We start from the raw sequence: 16211 nt of genomic DNA on the forward strand, positions 1-16211 counted from the left end.
CAGGTCCTTTAGGGAAGAGGCGTCTTGCCCAGGGCGGGTCCGGTTCCCACGCGCTCGAGGATCAAGCCGTAGTGTTCCGGACGCCGGTGGGCGGCGAAGTTGAAGATGTGCTGCTTGAAGGTGTCTCCCAGCGCCAGATCGGCCTGGCAGAAAATCACCTCGTCCTCCTCCCCCTGCGCCTGCGCCACGATCTCGCCCGTGGGCGCGACGATGGCCGATCCGGCGATCAGGTGGCTGCCGTCCTCGTTGCCGGCCTTGCCTGCGGCAGCCACCCAGACCGCGTTCTGATACGCGGCCGCCTGCAGACTGAGCAGGTGGTGGAACATGCGCAAGTGGACCGGTTCGTTCCAGTGGATGTTCAATGACGGCGTGTTGTATCCCAGCGCCACGATTTCGGCGCCCTGCAGCGCGAGCACGCGCCAGGTCTCCGTCCAGCGGCGGTCGTTGCACAGGCACATGCCGATGCGCGTGCCCAGCGTTTCCCAGACGTTGAAGCCGTCGTTGCCGACTTCGAAGAACTTCTTTTCCAGGTGCTGGAAGGGCGCCTCGGGCTTGTGGTCGCTGTGGCCTGGCAGATGGATCTTGCGGTAGCGTCCGACGATGCGCGCGTTGGCGTCTACCAGGATGCTGGTGTTGTAGCGCCGGCCGTCCGAGGCGATTTCCGCATAGCCCAGATAAAACCCGATGCCCAGTTCCCGGGCGGTGTCGAACAGCACGCGGGTCTCGGGGCCGGGCATCTCCTTTTCGAAGTAGCGCGCCATCGCCTCTTCTTCGGTCATCCAGTAGCGCGGAAAGAAGGTGGTCAGCGCCAGTTCCGGAAACACCACCATGCGCGCGCCGCGTCCGTGCGCCTCGCGCATCATCTCGAGCAGGCGGGCCACCGCCTGCCGCCGGGTCTCTTCGGGTTGCACCGGACCCATCTGCGCGACCGCCAGGCCGAAGGGACGTTTGCTCATGCCGTGATCCTTTGCTCAGTGACTCAGGCGGCGCTATCGGCCGAAAAGTATTTGCGCACCAGCGCGTTGGGATTGCCGGTCAGTCGCTGACGCAGCACCGGTTCCGGCGTGCCGCGCTTGATGAAGCGGCCGCTGCCGCGCGCCACGTGCAACTGTCCGTCCTCGACGGCGATGCGGCCGCGGCTGATGACCACTTCGGGCCAGCCGCGCACCGTCCGGCCCTCGTACGGCGTGTAGCCGACGTTGTCGTGCAGCATGGATGCGGAGATCGTCACTTCGCGTTCCGGGTTCCAGATGGCGATGTCGGCGTCCGCGCCCACGGCGATCGTGCCTTTCTGCGGATACAGGCCGTAGGTGCGGGCGTGATTGGCTGCGGTCAGCGCGACGAAGCGTTCGATGGAAATGCGCCCGCCCAGCACGCCTTCGGAGAACAGCAGCGGCATGCGCACTTCCAGTCCCGGCACGCCATTGGCCACGTCCTTGAAGGTGGTGGCCTCGCCCTTGGGCAGCTTGCCGCTGGCATCGAAGCGGTAGGGCGCGTGGTCGGACGAATAGATCTGCAGCGTGCCGTCGGCCAGGCCCTGCCAGACGGCCTCTTGCGAGGCCGCATCCCGCGGGGGCGGGCTGCAGCAGAACTTGGCGCCTTCCAGCCCCGGCGCGTCAATGTCGTCGGCCGTCAGGAACAGGTATTGCGGGCAGCTTTCGGCGTGGATCGGCAGCCCCAGCGCCTGCGACGAATGCACCACGCGCACGGCTTCCAGTCCGGCCACGTGCACGATCAGGATCGGCACATCCATCATCCGGGCCAGCGTCACGGCGCGGTTCGTCGCCTCGCTTTCGGCCAGCGGCGTGTGGGCCACCGCGTGATACTTGGGCGCCGTCATGCCGCGTTCGGCCAGGCGGCGCGCCACCCAGCGGATCATGTCGTTGTTCTCGGCGTGCACCATGACCAGCGCGCCCTCGCGGTCGGCGACCTCCAGCACGTCCAGCAGCTGGTAGTCGTCCAGCTTCAGGCGGTCGTAGGTCATGAAGACCTTGAAAGACGTGATGCCGTTCTTGATGAGCGCGGGCAGGTCGTGCTTGAGCGCCTGTTCCGTGGGATCGGACAGAATCAGGTGAAAGCCATAATCGATGACGGCCTTTTCCTCGGCGCGGCGGGCGTAGTCGGCCACGACTTCAGGCAGCGCGTTGCCGCGATGCTGTGCCGCGAAGGGGATGATGGTGGTCGTGCCGCCGAACGCCGCGGACACGGTTGCGCTGTAGAAGTCGTCGGCGCACATGATGCCCATGCCCGACAGCTGCTCGACGTGGCAGTGGCTGTCGATGCCGCCGGGCAGCACCCAGCGGCCCGCGGCGTCGATGTCGCGCGCGCCCGGCGGCAGGCCCTGGCCCAGCGCGACGATCACGCCGTCGCGCACGCCGATGTCGGCATGGAAGGTGTCGGCGGCCGTGCTGATGCGGCCGTTGCGGATCGTCAGGTCGAATGCTGCGGTGTCGGTCATGGATAGGGATTTCCGGGCGAATGTGTGGTCAGAGCGTGCCGGGATAGATGCCGCCGTCCAGCACGAGGTTCTGCCCCGTCATGAAACCGGCGCGCGCGCCGCACAGGAAGGCGCAGGCGTCGCCGAACTCGGCGGGGTCGCCATAGCGGCCCGCGGGGATGCCCGCCAGCCGCGCAGCCAGCACGTCGTCCACCGTCTTGCCGCTGTCGCGCGCGCCGCGCTCGGCCGTCTGGCGCAGGCGGTCCGTCAGGAACGGGCCGGGCAGCAGGTTGTTGATCGTGACGCCGTGGCGCACGGTCTGGCGCGCCAGTCCCGCGACAAATCCGGTCAGCCCGGCGCGTGCGCCGTTGGACAGGCCCAGGATGTCGATGGGCATCTTCACGGCGGCCGACGTAATGTTCACGATGCGGCCGAAGCGGCGCGCGATCATGCCGTCCACCGTGGCGCGGATCAGCGCGATCGGCGTCAGCATGTTGGCGTCCAGCGCCGCAATCCAGTCCTCGCGCGACCATTCGCGGAAGTCTCCCGGCTTGGGCCCGCCCGCGTTGGTGACCAGGATGTCGGGCTCGGGGCAGGCCGCAAGCAGCGCCTGTCTTCCGGCCTCGGTGGTGACGTCAGCGGCCACCGTGACGACCGAGGCGCCCGTTTCGCGGCGGATGGCGTCAGCCGCGGCGTCCAGCGTGGCCGCGGTGCGCGCGGCCATCACCAGATTCACGCCTTCGCGCGCCAGCGATAGCGCGCAGGCGTAGCCCAGACCTTTGCTCGATGCGCACACCAGCGCGTGCTTTCCCTTGATGCCCAGATCCATGCGTGCGCTCCTTTTTCAGCCTTGCACGGGTTGGCGGCCGGTGGCAGCCAGCGACAATCCGACGCGCGCGACCGTGGCTTCCAGTTCGGCCGCGGTGACCGGATCGATGCGCATCCCCGGTGCGCGCAACGCATGGCTCTTGATAGCGCCGCGGCGCTGGTACACGTATTTGCGCAGCGCCAGTCCGATCTTGGGCTGGAACTCGTAGCGGATCAGCGGGCAGTAGCGGTCGAAGATCGCGGCGGCGCCGGCGTGGTCGCCGCTGGCGTAGCGTTCGTAGATGGCGACCAGGATTTCCGGAAACGCAAAACCGGTCATGGTGCCGACCGCGCCGCGCTGCAATTCCTCCAGGAAGTACACGCCGCCCAATCCGCCGAAGATCGCCATCTCCGCGTCAGGCACCAGTTCGCGGATGCGGCTGATCTTCTGGCCCACCGGCGGCTCTTCCATCTTGATCATGTGCACGCCGCCTTCGCGGCCCAGGCGCGCCACCACCTCGGGCCGGATCTCGGTGCCGAAGGAATCCGGAAAGTCGTGGATCACGACCGGGATCTTCACGGCGTCCGCCACCGCCTTGTAGTAGTCGAACAGCAGCGCATCGCTGGCGTTGTCCAGGGGGGCGGCGAACACGGCCGAGGCGCCCAGTTCCTGGGCTTCGAGGGCCTGCTCGATGGCGCCGGCAATGCCGTGGGCGCGCACGCCGACCCACACCGGCACGCGGCCATCCGTGTGCTTGACGAAGGTTTCCAGGACCAGCCTGCGCTCGGCGTTCGACAGCTTGTGCAGCTCGCCGAGAAACCCGAGGATGGCCAGGCCGGTGACGCCGGTTTCCAGCAGGAAGTCGACCAGCGTCCGGATGCTGTCGGCATCGACGCGCAGGGCATCGTCAAAGGGCGTGGGGCAAATGGTGAAGACGCCTTTGGCGTCGATGGAGGCTGCCATCTTTTCTCCGTCAGGATGCGTGAAAACCGAAATCGGGAACGACGTTTCGATGTCATCCTAAAGCGGAACTTTTAGAACTCCACTTGCTTTTTTATTGCCTTGGTATAACAGCCGGTTAAGTCAAGGTTTACCCTTGGCAGGGTTTGCCAGGGCCTGCGCCGACAGCTCGAAACCCTGCTCCTGCAGCGTGTGGCGCAGCACGTCCACGAACGCTTGCGCAAGCTGCGACAGGGGCTCGAATCGCGACTGCACCAGGCTCGCCGTGAGGATCTTGGCCTGGTCGATCGGACGCACCACGAAGTCGCCTTGCGTGCGGCTCTTGACCGAAAATTCGTCGACGATCGCGATGCCCGCGCCAGCCTGCACCAGCGAGCACGCGTTCTGCGGCGAGCTCACTTCGACAGCAAGCCGGCGGGTCTGGCCGGCCTCGTGATACATCTGCTCGACCAGCATCCCGAACGGCGTGTCGCCGCCGTAGGAAATCAGCGGGTAGGGCAGCAGGTCGCCGATCGACAGCAGCGAGCGATGGGCAAGCGGATGGTTGTAGGGGCAGATGCAGACGAGCCTGGCCTGCCCGATCGGCTGGGTCAGCAGGTTGGGGTGCTGGACCGGCAGGATCACGACGCCCAGTTCGGCGCGGTTGTCCAGCAGCATCTGCGTGAGGGGCTGCTGCGTAAGCGGCTGGAAGGTGATCTTGACGTCCGGATGCGTTTCGCGAAAGCGCGAGATCGTCAGCGGCACGAGCATGTGGCCGATGCTGGGGCTGGACACCAGGTGCAGGATGCCGCTGCGCCGCTCCGACAGTTCCGAGGCCAGCTCGCCCACGCGGCGCACGCCCGCATAGACGGTTTCCACTTCGCGAAAGAGTTGCCGGGATTCGGGCGTGGGATAGAGCCTGCCCTTGATGCGTTCGAACAGCGCGAAGCCCAGGCGCTGTTCCGTGTGCGACAGCAGCCGGCTGACCGCGGGCTGCGAAACGAACAGCAGCTTGGCTGCCCCGCTGATCGAGCCCGTGGTCATCACCGCCCGGAAGACTTCGATTTGCCGCAGATTCAGTTGCATGGCGCGCCCGCTCCGAATTGACGCGACGAGCATAACAAAGGGTTAAGGGCAGCGCACAAATTGACAATACATGCTCAGGCCGTGCGCGGCTAGACTGGCGCCGTACCTTGCCCCGGACCGCGCCCGCGCGTCGCCAACACCAGGACGGACGAATGGAACAGACCCTGTTTGTGATCAATCCCAACTCCACGCAGGCCGTGACGGACGCGTTCGACGCGGCGCTGGAACCGCTGCGCATGGCCGGTGGTCCGCGCATCCGGTGCCTGACGCTGACCGAGGGCCCGGCGGGCGTGCAGACCCAGCTGGACGTCGAAAGCGTGACCCTGCCGCTGGCCGCCCTGGTGCGCAAGCTGGATGCCGACCACGGCGCCGCCGCCGCCGGCTACGTCATTGCCTGCTTCAGCGATCCGGGCCTGCACGCTGTGCGCGAAGCCACCCGCAAGCCGGTGCTGGGCATCAGCGAATGCGGCATGCTGACCGCCCTGACGCTGGGCCAGCGCGTCGGCGTGATCGCCATCCTGCGCCAGTCGCTGCCGCGTCACGGGCGCATGTTCGGTGCAATCGGCCTGGCCGGCCGCGTGGCGGCCGAGCTGCCGCTGGATCTGGGCGTGGTGGAACTGTCCGACGAAGCCCGCACGCGCGAGCGCCTGCTGCATGTCGGCGCGCGGCTGCGCGACGAGCATCAGGCCGACGTGCTGGTGCTGGGCTGCGCGGGCATGGCCGCCTATCGGGGCTGGTTGCAGGCCGAGCTGGGCCTGCCCGTGGTCGAGCCGACCCAGGCTGCCGCGGCGATGGCGATCGGCCGCATCCGCCTGAACTGGCACGGCGCCTGAGGCCACCATGCGCAACCATGAACTGATCGAGCGGCTGTCGCATCTGGTGGGCGATGGCGGACTGGTGCTAGATGCCGACGGCCAGGCGCCCTATGTGCGCGACTGGCTGGGCAAGTGGCAGGGCAGCACGCCCGTGGTGGTGCGGCCGCGCAACGCCACGGAGGTGTCCGCGGTCATGCGGCTGTGTCACCAGACCCGCACGCCGGTGGTGCCGCAGGGCGGCAATACCGGGATGAGCGGCGGCGCCACGCCCGATGGCAGCGGCGCGCAAGTGATCCTGAGCCTGAACCGGATGAAGCGCATTCGCGAGGTGGACCCGGTCAACAACACGTTGTGCGCCGACGCCGGCGTGTTGCTGGCCGACGTGCAGGCGGCCGCGCGCGAGGTGGGCCGCTTCTTCCCGCTGAGCCTGGGCGCGGAGGGCAGCTGCACCATCGGCGGCAATTTGGCCACCAATGCCGGCGGCACCGCGGTGCTGCGCTATGGCAACACGCGCGACCTGGCGCTGGGACTGGAGGTGGTGCTGCCGGACGGCCGGGTCTGGAACGGCCTGCGCGGGCTGCGCAAGGACAACACCGGCTACGACCTGAAAAGCCTGTTCATCGGCTCGGAGGGCACGCTGGGCATCATCACCGGCGCGGTGCTCAAGCTGTATCCCGCGCCGTCGGGCCGCGTGGCGGCCTGGGTGGGGGCCGAGACGCCCGCCCAGGTCGTGGGGTTGCTGAGCCGCCTGCAGAGCGTCTGCGGCGAACGGCTGACCGCGTTCGAGATGATGTCGGCGCGCTGCCTGGACCTGGTGGTGGCGCACGTCAGCGGCGCGGCCAGCCCGCTCGCCGGCCGTCACGCGTATCACGCCTTGGTGGAGCTGTCCGACACGGAACCAGCAGGCCTGCCGGGTTTGCTGGAAGCCGCGCTGGGGGCGGCGCTGGAGGCCGGCGTCATCCAGGATTGCGTCGTCGCCATGAACGACACGCAGGTGCAGACCCTGTGGCGCCTGCGCGAGGGCATCTCGCAGGCGCAGGTGCGTGCGGGCAAGGCGGTCAAGCACGACATCGCGCTGCCGATCTCGCGCCTGGCGGCGTTTGTGGAGGAAGCGGATCTGGCGCTGGTCTCGGATTTTCCGGGGCTGCCCATCATCAACTTCGGCCACATCGGCGATGGCAACCTGCATTACAACGTGCTGCTGCCGCTGGACGTGGTGCCGGCCGAATATGCCCGGCTGACCGCCGCGCTGAACCGGCGCGTGCATGACCTGGTGGCGCAGCGCGGGGGCAGCATCAGCGCCGAGCATGGCGTGGGCCAGTTGCGGCGCGACGAGCTGCGCCGCTACAAATCCCCGGTCGAAATGGACCTGATGCTGATGATCAAGCGGGCGCTCGATCCCAACCAGCTCATGAATCCAGGCAAGCTGCTGTAGGACGCCCGAAGCGGGCTGGGCAGGGGCTGCGCGCGCGAAGTCCGCCAGAAATTTATAATGGCGGGCTAATCGGATAAATCCTACATGCCTGAATCCTCCAGCCCGCGGGCGCCGAAGCAACCGGCGCCGCGCGCCAGCGACGCGGAAAAGTCCGGGGAACAATCCCGGAAACACACCCGGGAAGCCGCCCGGACCCGGCCCGAAGGCCGCTTGGCCACGCCGCGTCCCGAACGGCCCATTCCGGCCGTCACCTATCCCGAAGACCTGCCCGTCAGCGCGCGGCGGCAGGAGATCGCGCGCGCCATCGCCGGCCATCAGGTCGTCATCGTCAGCGGCGAGACCGGCTCGGGCAAGACCACGCAGTTGCCCAAGATCTGCCTGGAACTGGGCCGCGGCCGCCAGAAGATGATCGGCCACACGCAGCCGCGCCGGCTGGCGGCGACCTCGGTGGCCAAGCGCATCGCCGAGGAGCTGAACACGCCCATGGGCGAAGTTGTCGGCTACCAGGTTCGGTTCAATGACCGCACCGGTCCCAACGCGTCCATCAAGCTGATGACGGACGGCATCCTGCTGGCCGAATCGCAGCGCGATCCGCTTCTGCGCCGCTACGACACGATCATCATCGACGAGGCGCACGAGCGCAGCCTGAACATCGATTTTCTGCTCGGGTACCTGAAGCAGCTTCTGCCGCGGCGCCCGGACCTCAAACTCATCATCACCTCGGCCACCATCGATGCCGAGCGCTTTGCCAAGCACTTTGCCGCCTCACAAGACAAGCCCGCGCCGGTCATCGAAGTCTCCGGACGCCTGTATCCCGTCGAAGTGCGCTACCGGCCCGTGCGCGAAGAGCCCGCCGCCGACGACAACGCGCCCGCGCCCAACAAGGCCGGCCGCGACCGCGAGCGCATGTCGGGCGACGAAGAGCGCGACCTGATCGATGCGATTGTCGATGCCGTCGACGAATGCGCGCGGCATGGCCCGGGCGACGTGCTGGTGTTCCTGCCCGGCGAACGCGAAATCCGCGAATCGGCCGAAGCGCTGCGCAAGCGCCATCCTGCGGGCACCGAAGTTCTACCGCTCTTTGCGCGGCTGTCGCAGGCCGAGCAGGAACAGATCTTCCGCCCGCGCGGCAACGCGCGGCGCATCGTGCTGGCCACCAACGTGGCCGAAACCTCGCTGACCGTGCCCGGCATCCGTTTCGTGGTCGATAGCGGGCTTGCCCGCATCAAGCGCTATTCGTGGCGCAACAAGGTCGAGCAACTGCGCATCGAGCCCATCAGCCGCGCCTCGGCCAACCAGCGCGCCGGCCGATGCGGCCGGGTGGGGCCGGGCGTCTGCATCCGGCTCTACGACGAGCTGGACTTCAACAACCGCGCCGCCTTCACCGATCCCGAAGTGCTGCGTTCGTCGCTGGCGTCGGTCATCCTGCGGATGAAGTCGCTCAAGCTCGACGACATCGAGCAGTTTCCATTCGTCGAGGCGCCGCCGGGGCGGGCAGTGGCCGACGGCTACCACCTGCTGCAGGAACTGGGCGCCATCGAGCTGGCGTCGGCGTCCGACGATGATGCGGACGACGGGCGCACGGGCGCGTCTTTTGTTCTGACCCGCACCGGCGATGAACTGGCCAAGCTGCCCGTGGACCCGCGCATCGGCCGGATGATCCTGGCCGCGCGCGAACACCAGTGCCTGGCCGAGATGCTGATCATCGCCTCGGCGTTGTCCGTGCAGGATCCGCGTGACCGCCCCATGCAGGAGCGCGAGGCCGCCGAGGCCGCGCACGCCAAGTTCGGCGACGACAAATCCGAGTTCGTCTCGTTCCTGAAGCTGTGGCGCTGGTATGGCGAGCAGGTGCAGCACAAGGCCTCGCAGCGCAAGCTGGTGGGCCTCTTGCGGCAGAACTTCCTGTCGCCGATCCGCCTGCGCGAATGGCACGACGTGCACACGCAGCTTGCGGCGCTGGTGGGCGAGCAGGGCTGGCGCGTCAATCAGTCCGAAGCCACGTATGAACAGCTGCACATGGCGCTCCTGTCCGGCCTGCTGGGCAACATCGGGTTCAAGAGCGACGAGGGCGGCAGCTACCTGGGCGCGCGCGATATCCGCTTCCACATCCATCCGGGCTCGCGTCTGGCCAAGAAGGCCGGCCGCTGGATCATGGCGGCCGAACTCGTCGAGACCACCCGCCTGTATGCGCGCTGCGTGGCGCGCATCGACCCTGTGTGGCTGGAGAAGGTCGGCGCGCACCTGATCCGCAAGAACTGGTCCGACCCGCGCTGGGAAAAGAAGGCCGGGCAGGTGGTGGCCAACGAGCGCGCCACGCTGTATGGCCTGGCCATCTACACCGGCCGGCGCATTCACTACGGCCGCGTGAACCCCACGCATGCGCGCGAACTCTTCATCCGCCAGGCGCTGGTGCCGGGCGAAATCGACACGCGCCTGCCGTTCGTCGCGCACAACCGCAAGCTCATCGCGGGCATCGAAAAGCTGGAACACCAGACTCGCCGGCCGGACATCCTGGTCGACGACGAACTCATCTACGCGTTTTACGACCGGCAACTGCCCGCCGACATTTCGCAGACGGCGTCGCTGGAAAAGTGGGTAAGCGGCCTGGACAAGGCGGCCGCGGCCAAGCTGATGCTGACGCGCGACGAGCTGATGCGCCACGAGGCCGCCGGCGTCACGACCGATGTCTTCCCCAAGAAGGTGGAGTGGCAGGGCGTGTCGATGGCGCTGGACTACCACTTTGAACCCGGCTCGCCGCGAGACGGCGTCACGCTGTCGGTGCCGCTTTTCGCGCTGAACCAGATCGATCCCGCGCGCTGCGAGTGGCTGGTGCCCGGGATGCTGAAGGAAAAGGTGCATCTGCTGCTCAAGTCGTTGCCGCAGAAACTGCGCCGCCATTGCGTGCCGCTGCCCGACTACGCCGCCGGCTTCTACGACCGCTGGTTCGACCGCCAGGCCGATCCGCAGCAGGGGCTGGTGGACGCGATCATCGCCGACATGTGGGATCAGGTGCAGGTGCGTCCGGCCGTGGGCGACTTCAAGCTCGAGACCTTGCCCGCGCATCTGTTCATGAACTTCCGCGTCGTGGACGAGCACGGCCGCATGCTGGCCGCCGGACGCAACCTTGCGCAACTGCGGGCCGAGTTCGGCAAGCAGGCCCAGGCCACCTTCCAGCAACTGGCGGCCAGCGACACCCAGGTCGCGCAGGCGCTGGCGCACGAAAACCTGACTTCCTGGTCGTTCGGCCCCTTGCCCGAGATCATGGAGATCAAGCGCCGGGGCCAGTCCGTCATCGGCTATCCGGCGCTGGTGGACCGCGGCGCGCATTGCGACCTGGACGTCTTTGACGATCCGGACGAGGCACGCAAGCACCATCGCGCGGGTCTGCTCAAGCTCTTCCGGCTGGGCCTGCGCGAACAGGTCAAGTTCCTGGAAAAGAACCTGACCGATCTCACCAAGATCAGCATGCTGTACATGACGCTGGGCACGCAGGAAGAACTGCGCGACCAGATCATCGACTGCGCGCTGGGGCAGGCCTGCCTGGCCGAGCCTTGGCCGGTGAACGAACAGCAGTTCGAAGCGCGCCGCGCCGAGGGCAAGGGCCGGCTGGGCCTCTTGGCCCAGGAGGTCGCCCGGCTGGCAGGTGCGGTGCTGACGGAATACGCGGCGCTGCAGCGCAAGCTGCCGCAAGCCAAGCCGCATTCGGCGGCCTACGCAGACCTGCAGCAGCAGCTTGGCGCGCTGATGCCCAAATGGTTCATCCGCGACACCCCTTACGCGCAGTTGTCGCACTTTCCGCGATACCTGAAGGCGGCGGTGGCGCGCATCGACAAGCTGCGCGCCGATCCCGCGCGGGATGCAAAGCTGGTGGCGGAAATGGCGCCGCTGGTCACGCAGTACCAGCGGGCGCGGTCGGCGCTCAAGGGCGCGCCCGATCCCCGGCTGGACGAGTTCCGCTGGCTGCTCGAGGAATTGCGCGTGGCGCTTTTTGCGCAAGAGCTGCGCACGCCGATGCCCGTGTCGGTGAAACGCCTGATGAAAAGCTGGGAGTCCCTGCAGCGCTAGGCTGGGTGTCTGACACCCTGGAGCCGGCGCCCCGCCTGCCAGGGGCCCGCCCGGGTGTCAGACACCGGTGCGCATGCGGGATTACAGCGCCAGAAACCCGACGACCACCAAAGCGATCAGCCCGTACTTCGTGGCCTTGTACGCCGTGCGGTTCCACTTCTTGAACGCCTTGCGCTTCTGGTCGATCACCCAGTGCGCGTGGGTCAGCTTGTTGATGGCGCCGGTCTGGTCGCCGCCGTCGTTGGGCGAGCTGGCCGCGGACATGACCTTGCGGCCGAACCAGCGGTTGAAGGCCTCGGCCCAGCGCCACTTCAGCGGGCGTTCGACGTCGCAGAACAGGATGATCCGGTTCTGGTCCGTCTTGTTGTAGGCCTCGTGCACGTAGGTTTCGTCGAACACCACGCTTTCGCCATCGCGCCAACTGTAGTGTTCGCCGTCCACGATGATGTGGCAGCCGTCGTCGTTGGGCGTGGCCAGGCCCAGGTGATAGCGCAGCGACCCGGCGAACGGGTCGCGGTGCGGGTTCAGTTGGCCGCCCGGGGGCAGTTCGGCAAACATGGCGGCCTTGACCTTGGGCAGGCCCTTCAGGATGGCGACAGTTTTGGGGCAAAGTTCTTCGGCCGACGGGTGGCGGGCGTCGTACCACTTCAGGTAGAAGCGCTTCCAGCCGTACTTGAAGAACGAGTTGAAGCCGATGTCGTTATGGGTGTCGGCCGCCTTGATCCGGCGAAGCTCGGCCATCTGCATGGCTTCCTCGCGGATCGTTTCCCAGTTGTCGTCCAGCACCTTCAGTTCGGCGATTTCGCTGGTGGTCAGGTAGGGGGTGGTGGGCACCCGCGACGTCAGGACCATGAACGCGTTGATCGGCGCCAGCAGCACCGAGTGGTCCAGCATCTGCCGGCCCAGCGGCAGCTTGACGCGGCCGCGGAAGTGCGCGAACAGGATGGCGGCAAGCCAGATCCCGGGTATTAACCATTTCATAGGTAGATCTCGTCGTGCAACGGGGTGGTGCGGTATGGGCGGTATTGTCCCACAAGCGGGCGACGCCAATCAGCCAGCAGGGTGCGCGGCCTGCCGGATTCTGATTCAAAGGATTGCCCTCTGGAGGTCGGCCGCTGGGTACAATTCCGCCATGTCCGAAGCCGTAACGACCCCGACCCCATTTGTTCACCTGCGCGTTCACTCCGAGTTTTCGGTCGTGGACGGCACGGTGCGTATTCCCGACCTCATCAAGCGTGTGGCCAAGCTGGGCCAGCCCGCCGTCGCCCTGACCGATCTGTCGAACCTGTTTGGACTGATCAAGTTCTACAAGGGCGCGCGCGGCGCGGGGGTCAAGCCCATTGCCGGCTGCGACGTCTGGATCTCCAACGACGAAGACCCCGCCAAGCCATTTCGCCTGCTGTTGCTGGTGCGCAACCACCAGGGCTACCTGAATCTCTGCGAACTGCTGTCCAAGGCCTTCCTGACGAACCAGGGCAAGGGGCGCGCGGAAATCCGCCGCGAATGGCTGCAAGGGCAGGCCGGTCTCATCGCCTTGTCCGGCGGACGGGCCGGCGACGTCGGGCAGGCGCTGGAGGCCGGCAATGCCGTCTCGGCGCTGGCCTTGGCCCGCCAATGGGCGCTGATGTTCCCCGGCAGCTACTACATCGAATTGCAGCGCGCCGGCATGGACGGCGACGAAGGCTACTGCCAGGCCGCCATGCGGCTGGCCGCCGAAGCCGGCCTGCCGGTGGTCGCCACCCATCCCGTGCAGTTCCTGGATGAATTCGAATTCCAGGCCCATGAGGCCCGTGTCTGCATCGCCGAAGGCGAGATCCTGGCCAACCCGCGCCGCGTGCGCCGGTTCTCCAAAGAGCAGTACCTGCTCAGCTCCGAGGAAATGGCGCGCCGGTTCGCCGACGTGCCGTCGGCGCTGGCCAATACGGTCGAAATCGCCAAGCGCTGCAACCTGAGCCTGGTGCTGGGCAAGCCGCGCCTGCCCAATTTCCCCACGCCGGACGGCGTGACGCTCGACGATTACCTGGTCCAGCTCTCCGAGCAGGGCCTGGAAAAGCGCATGGAGTTCCTGTTCCCGGACGAAGCCGAGCGCGAGTCCAAGCGCGAGCAGTATTACGAGCGGCTGCGCTGGGAGTGCAAGACCATCATCCAGATGGGCTTTCCTGGCTACTTCCTGATCGTGCAGGACTTCATCAACTGGGGTAAGAACAACGGCGTGCCGGTTGGACCGGGCCGGGGTTCCGGCGCCGGTTCGCTGGTCGCCTACGCGCTGGGCATCACCGACCTCGATCCCATCCGCTATGACCTGCTGTTCGAGCGCTTCCTGAATCCCGAGCGGGTCTCCATGCCCGACTTCGATATCGACTTCTGCCAGGACAACCGCGAACGGGTCATCGACTACGTCAAGGAAAAATACGGCCGCGCAGCCGTCAGCCAGATCGCGACCTTCGGCACGCTGGGCGCGAAGGCCGTGGTGCGCGACGCGGGCCGCGTGCTGGACATGCCCTACATGTTCTGCGATGGCCTGTCCAAGCTGATCCCGTTCAACCCGATGGATCCCTGGACGCTGGAGCGCACGCTCAAGGACGAGCCCGCCTTCAAGGACCGCTACGAGCAGGAAGAAGAAGTCCGCTCGCTGGTCGACCTGGCCAAGCCGCTTGAAGGCCTGACCCGCAACATCGGCATGCACGCGGGCGGGGTGCTGATTGCGCCCGGCAAGCTCACCGACTTCTGCCCGCTGTACTGCCAGCCGGGGCAGGAGAACAGCGCGGTCTCGCAGTTCGACAAGGACGACGTGGAGGCCGCGGGCCTGGTGAAGTTCGACTTCCTGGGGCTGCGCAACCTGACGATTCTGGACTGGGCCGTGCGCTACGTGCGCCAGTTCAACGCCGAAAAGCGCGACTTCGACGTCATGGCGCTGGCCCTGGACGATCCGGCGGCCTACAAGATCCTGTGCGATGCCAACACCACCGCGGTGTTCCAGCTTGAATCGCGCGGCATGAAAGAGCTGCTCAAGAAGCTGCGGCCCAACACGTTCGAAGACATCATCGCCATGCTGGCCCTGTATCGTCCAGGGCCGCTGGAATCGGGCATGGTGGACGACTTCGTGAACCGCAAGCACGGGCGCGCGGCCGTCGATTATTTCCACCCGGACCTGGAAGCCACCCTGAAGAGCACCTACGGGGTCATCGTCTACCAGGAACAGGTGATGCTGATCTCCCAGATCATCGGGGGCTACTCGCTGGGCGGCGCCGACCTGCTGCGCCGGGCCATGGGCAAGAAAAAGCCCGAGGAAATGGCCAAGCACCGCGAGCTCTTCGAACAGGGCGCCAAGGAAAAGGGCCACGATCCCGACCTGGCGGTCAAGCTTTTCGACCTGATGGAGAAGTTCGCCGGGTACGGCTTCAACAAGTCGCACTCGGCCGCGTACGCGCTGATCTCCTACCAGACCGCCTGGCTGAAGGCCTACCACCCGACCGAGTTCCTGGCCGCCACCATGTCCTCCGACATGGACGACACCGACAAGGTTCAGATCTTCTGCCGCGACGCCCAGGACAACGGCGTCGAGGTGCTGCCGCCCGACGTCAACCACTCGGGCTACCGGTTCGAGCCCGTCGCCGACAAGCACACCGAAAAAGGCAAGCCGCCGCGCACCATGCGTTACGGCCTGGGCGCCGTCAAGGGTACGGGGCAGGGCGCGGTCGAAGACATCCTGCGCGCGCGCAAGGAAGGCGGCCCGTTCCTGAACCTGTTCGACTTCTGCCGCCGCGTCAGCAAGCAGGCCGTCAACCGCCGCACCATCGAAGCGCTGATCAAGGCCGGCGCGTTCGACACCATCGAGCCCAACCGCGCCGCCATGCTGGCCTCGGTGCCTACCGCCATGGAAGCGGCCGAGCAGGCCGCGCGCAGCGCCAACCAGGCCTCGCTTTTTGGCGACGACAGCGGCGACGTGGTCGCCGGCGAACTGGCCAAGGTCGCGCCCTGGGATCTGCACAAGAAGCTGACCGAAGAAAAATCCGCGCTGGGCTATTACTACAGCGGCCACCTGTTCGATGCGTGGCGCGACGAAGTGCGCCGCATCGTGCCGATGCAGCTTGCGCGTGTGGAACCCCAGCGCGACCTGCAATGGATGTGCGGCGTGCTGGCCAGCGTGCGCGTCATGATGACCCGCCGCGGCAAGATGGTCTTTGCCGTGCTGGACGACGGCACGGCGCAGGTCGAGATCTCGGTGTTCAACGAACTTTACGAGAAGCACCGCAACCGGCTGCGCGAAGACCAGCTCGTCATCGTGCAGGGCAAGGTCAGCAACGACGACTACTCCGGCGGCATGCGCATCGTCGCCGAGCAGCTCTACGACCTGCAGCTGGCGCGCGAGGCGCGCGCCAAGTCCCTGCGCGTCAAGCTCAATGGCACTGCAGACGCGGCCCGCCTGCGTCAGATGCTCAATCCCTTCCGCGCCGAACCCGAGAATGGCATTCCGGGGGTGCCGGTCGATATCGTCTACACGAAGAACAATTTCCTGTGCACGGTCAGGCTCGGGGAGGAATGGCGCGTGCGCATGGCCGACACGCTGCTGGCCAACCTGAACGACTGGACCAAGCCTGATGGCGTGGAGGTCACCTACTAATG

Annotated in this window: 10 protein-coding genes; 4 read left to right on the forward strand and 6 right to left on the reverse strand. The window is 66.8% G+C overall.

All coding sequences use genetic code 11. The features are described from left to right. Positions 1-8 precede the first annotated feature (8 nt). The 5 genes from LN047_RS08520 to LN047_RS08540 all read right to left on the reverse strand — a co-directional run bounded on the left by LN047_RS08520 (position 9) and on the right by LN047_RS08540 (position 5270). Complete coding sequence (locus LN047_RS08520) at positions 9-956, reverse strand: N-carbamoyl-D-amino-acid hydrolase (protein ID WP_280148621.1); 948 nt, start codon at positions 954-956, stop codon at positions 9-11. 23 nt (positions 957-979) lie between these two features. Further along, positions 980-2458 (reverse strand): dihydropyrimidinase, encoded by a 1479-nt coding sequence (gene hydA, locus LN047_RS08525; RefSeq protein WP_152383877.1) that lies wholly within the window; start codon positions 2456-2458, stop codon positions 980-982. A gap of 28 nt (positions 2459-2486) precedes the next feature. Then, positions 2487-3266: an SDR family oxidoreductase gene (locus LN047_RS08530; RefSeq protein WP_056320173.1), complete on the reverse strand. Its 780-nt coding sequence runs from the start codon at positions 3264-3266 to the stop codon at positions 2487-2489. Positions 3267-3281: 15 nt separating this feature from the next. Continuing rightward, a complete protein-coding gene (locus tag LN047_RS08535; RefSeq protein WP_142049794.1) occupies positions 3282-4208 on the reverse strand; it encodes a dihydrodipicolinate synthase family protein in 927 nt (308 codons plus the stop codon). 120 nt (positions 4209-4328) lie between these two features. Continuing rightward, positions 4329-5270 carry a LysR substrate-binding domain-containing protein gene (locus LN047_RS08540; protein ID WP_373981504.1) on the reverse strand — a complete coding sequence of 314 codons (942 nt, stop codon included), beginning with the start codon at positions 5268-5270 and terminating at the stop codon, positions 4329-4331. A gap of 152 nt (positions 5271-5422) precedes the next feature. Between LN047_RS08540 and LN047_RS08545 the strand changes: the two genes are divergently transcribed. From LN047_RS08545 to hrpA, 3 genes are all read left to right on the forward strand, one after another. After that, on the forward strand, positions 5423-6103 hold the full coding sequence (locus tag LN047_RS08545; RefSeq protein ID WP_373981505.1) for an aspartate/glutamate racemase family protein: 681 nt from the start codon (positions 5423-5425) through the stop codon (positions 6101-6103). Positions 6104-6110: 7 nt separating this feature from the next. After that, positions 6111-7520 (forward strand): FAD-binding oxidoreductase, encoded by a 1410-nt coding sequence (locus LN047_RS08550; protein WP_373981506.1) that lies wholly within the window; start codon positions 6111-6113, stop codon positions 7518-7520. Positions 7521-7604: 84 nt separating this feature from the next. Then, positions 7605-11585, forward strand: coding sequence for an ATP-dependent RNA helicase HrpA (hrpA, locus tag LN047_RS08555; RefSeq protein ID WP_373981507.1), 3981 nt, complete (start codon positions 7605-7607; stop codon positions 11583-11585). An 81-nt stretch (positions 11586-11666) separates the two neighbouring features. Here the strand turns inward: hrpA and lpxO are convergent, their stop codons facing one another. Beyond that, positions 11667-12566, reverse strand: a complete 900-nt coding sequence (gene lpxO / locus LN047_RS08560) for a lipid A hydroxylase LpxO (protein ID WP_373981508.1) — start codon at positions 12564-12566, stop codon at positions 11667-11669. Between the two features lie 151 nt (positions 12567-12717). Here lpxO and dnaE point away from each other — a divergent pair, with 151 nt between their 5' ends. After that, positions 12718-16209 carry a DNA polymerase III subunit alpha gene (gene dnaE / locus LN047_RS08565; RefSeq protein ID WP_152383880.1) on the forward strand — a complete coding sequence of 1164 codons (3492 nt, stop codon included), beginning with the start codon at positions 12718-12720 and terminating at the stop codon, positions 16207-16209. Positions 16210-16211: the final 2 nt, after the last annotated feature.

This window comes from Achromobacter sp. JD417 (assembly GCF_041879325.1).
Lineage (GTDB): Bacteria > Pseudomonadota > Gammaproteobacteria > Burkholderiales > Burkholderiaceae_B > Achromobacter > Achromobacter mucicolens.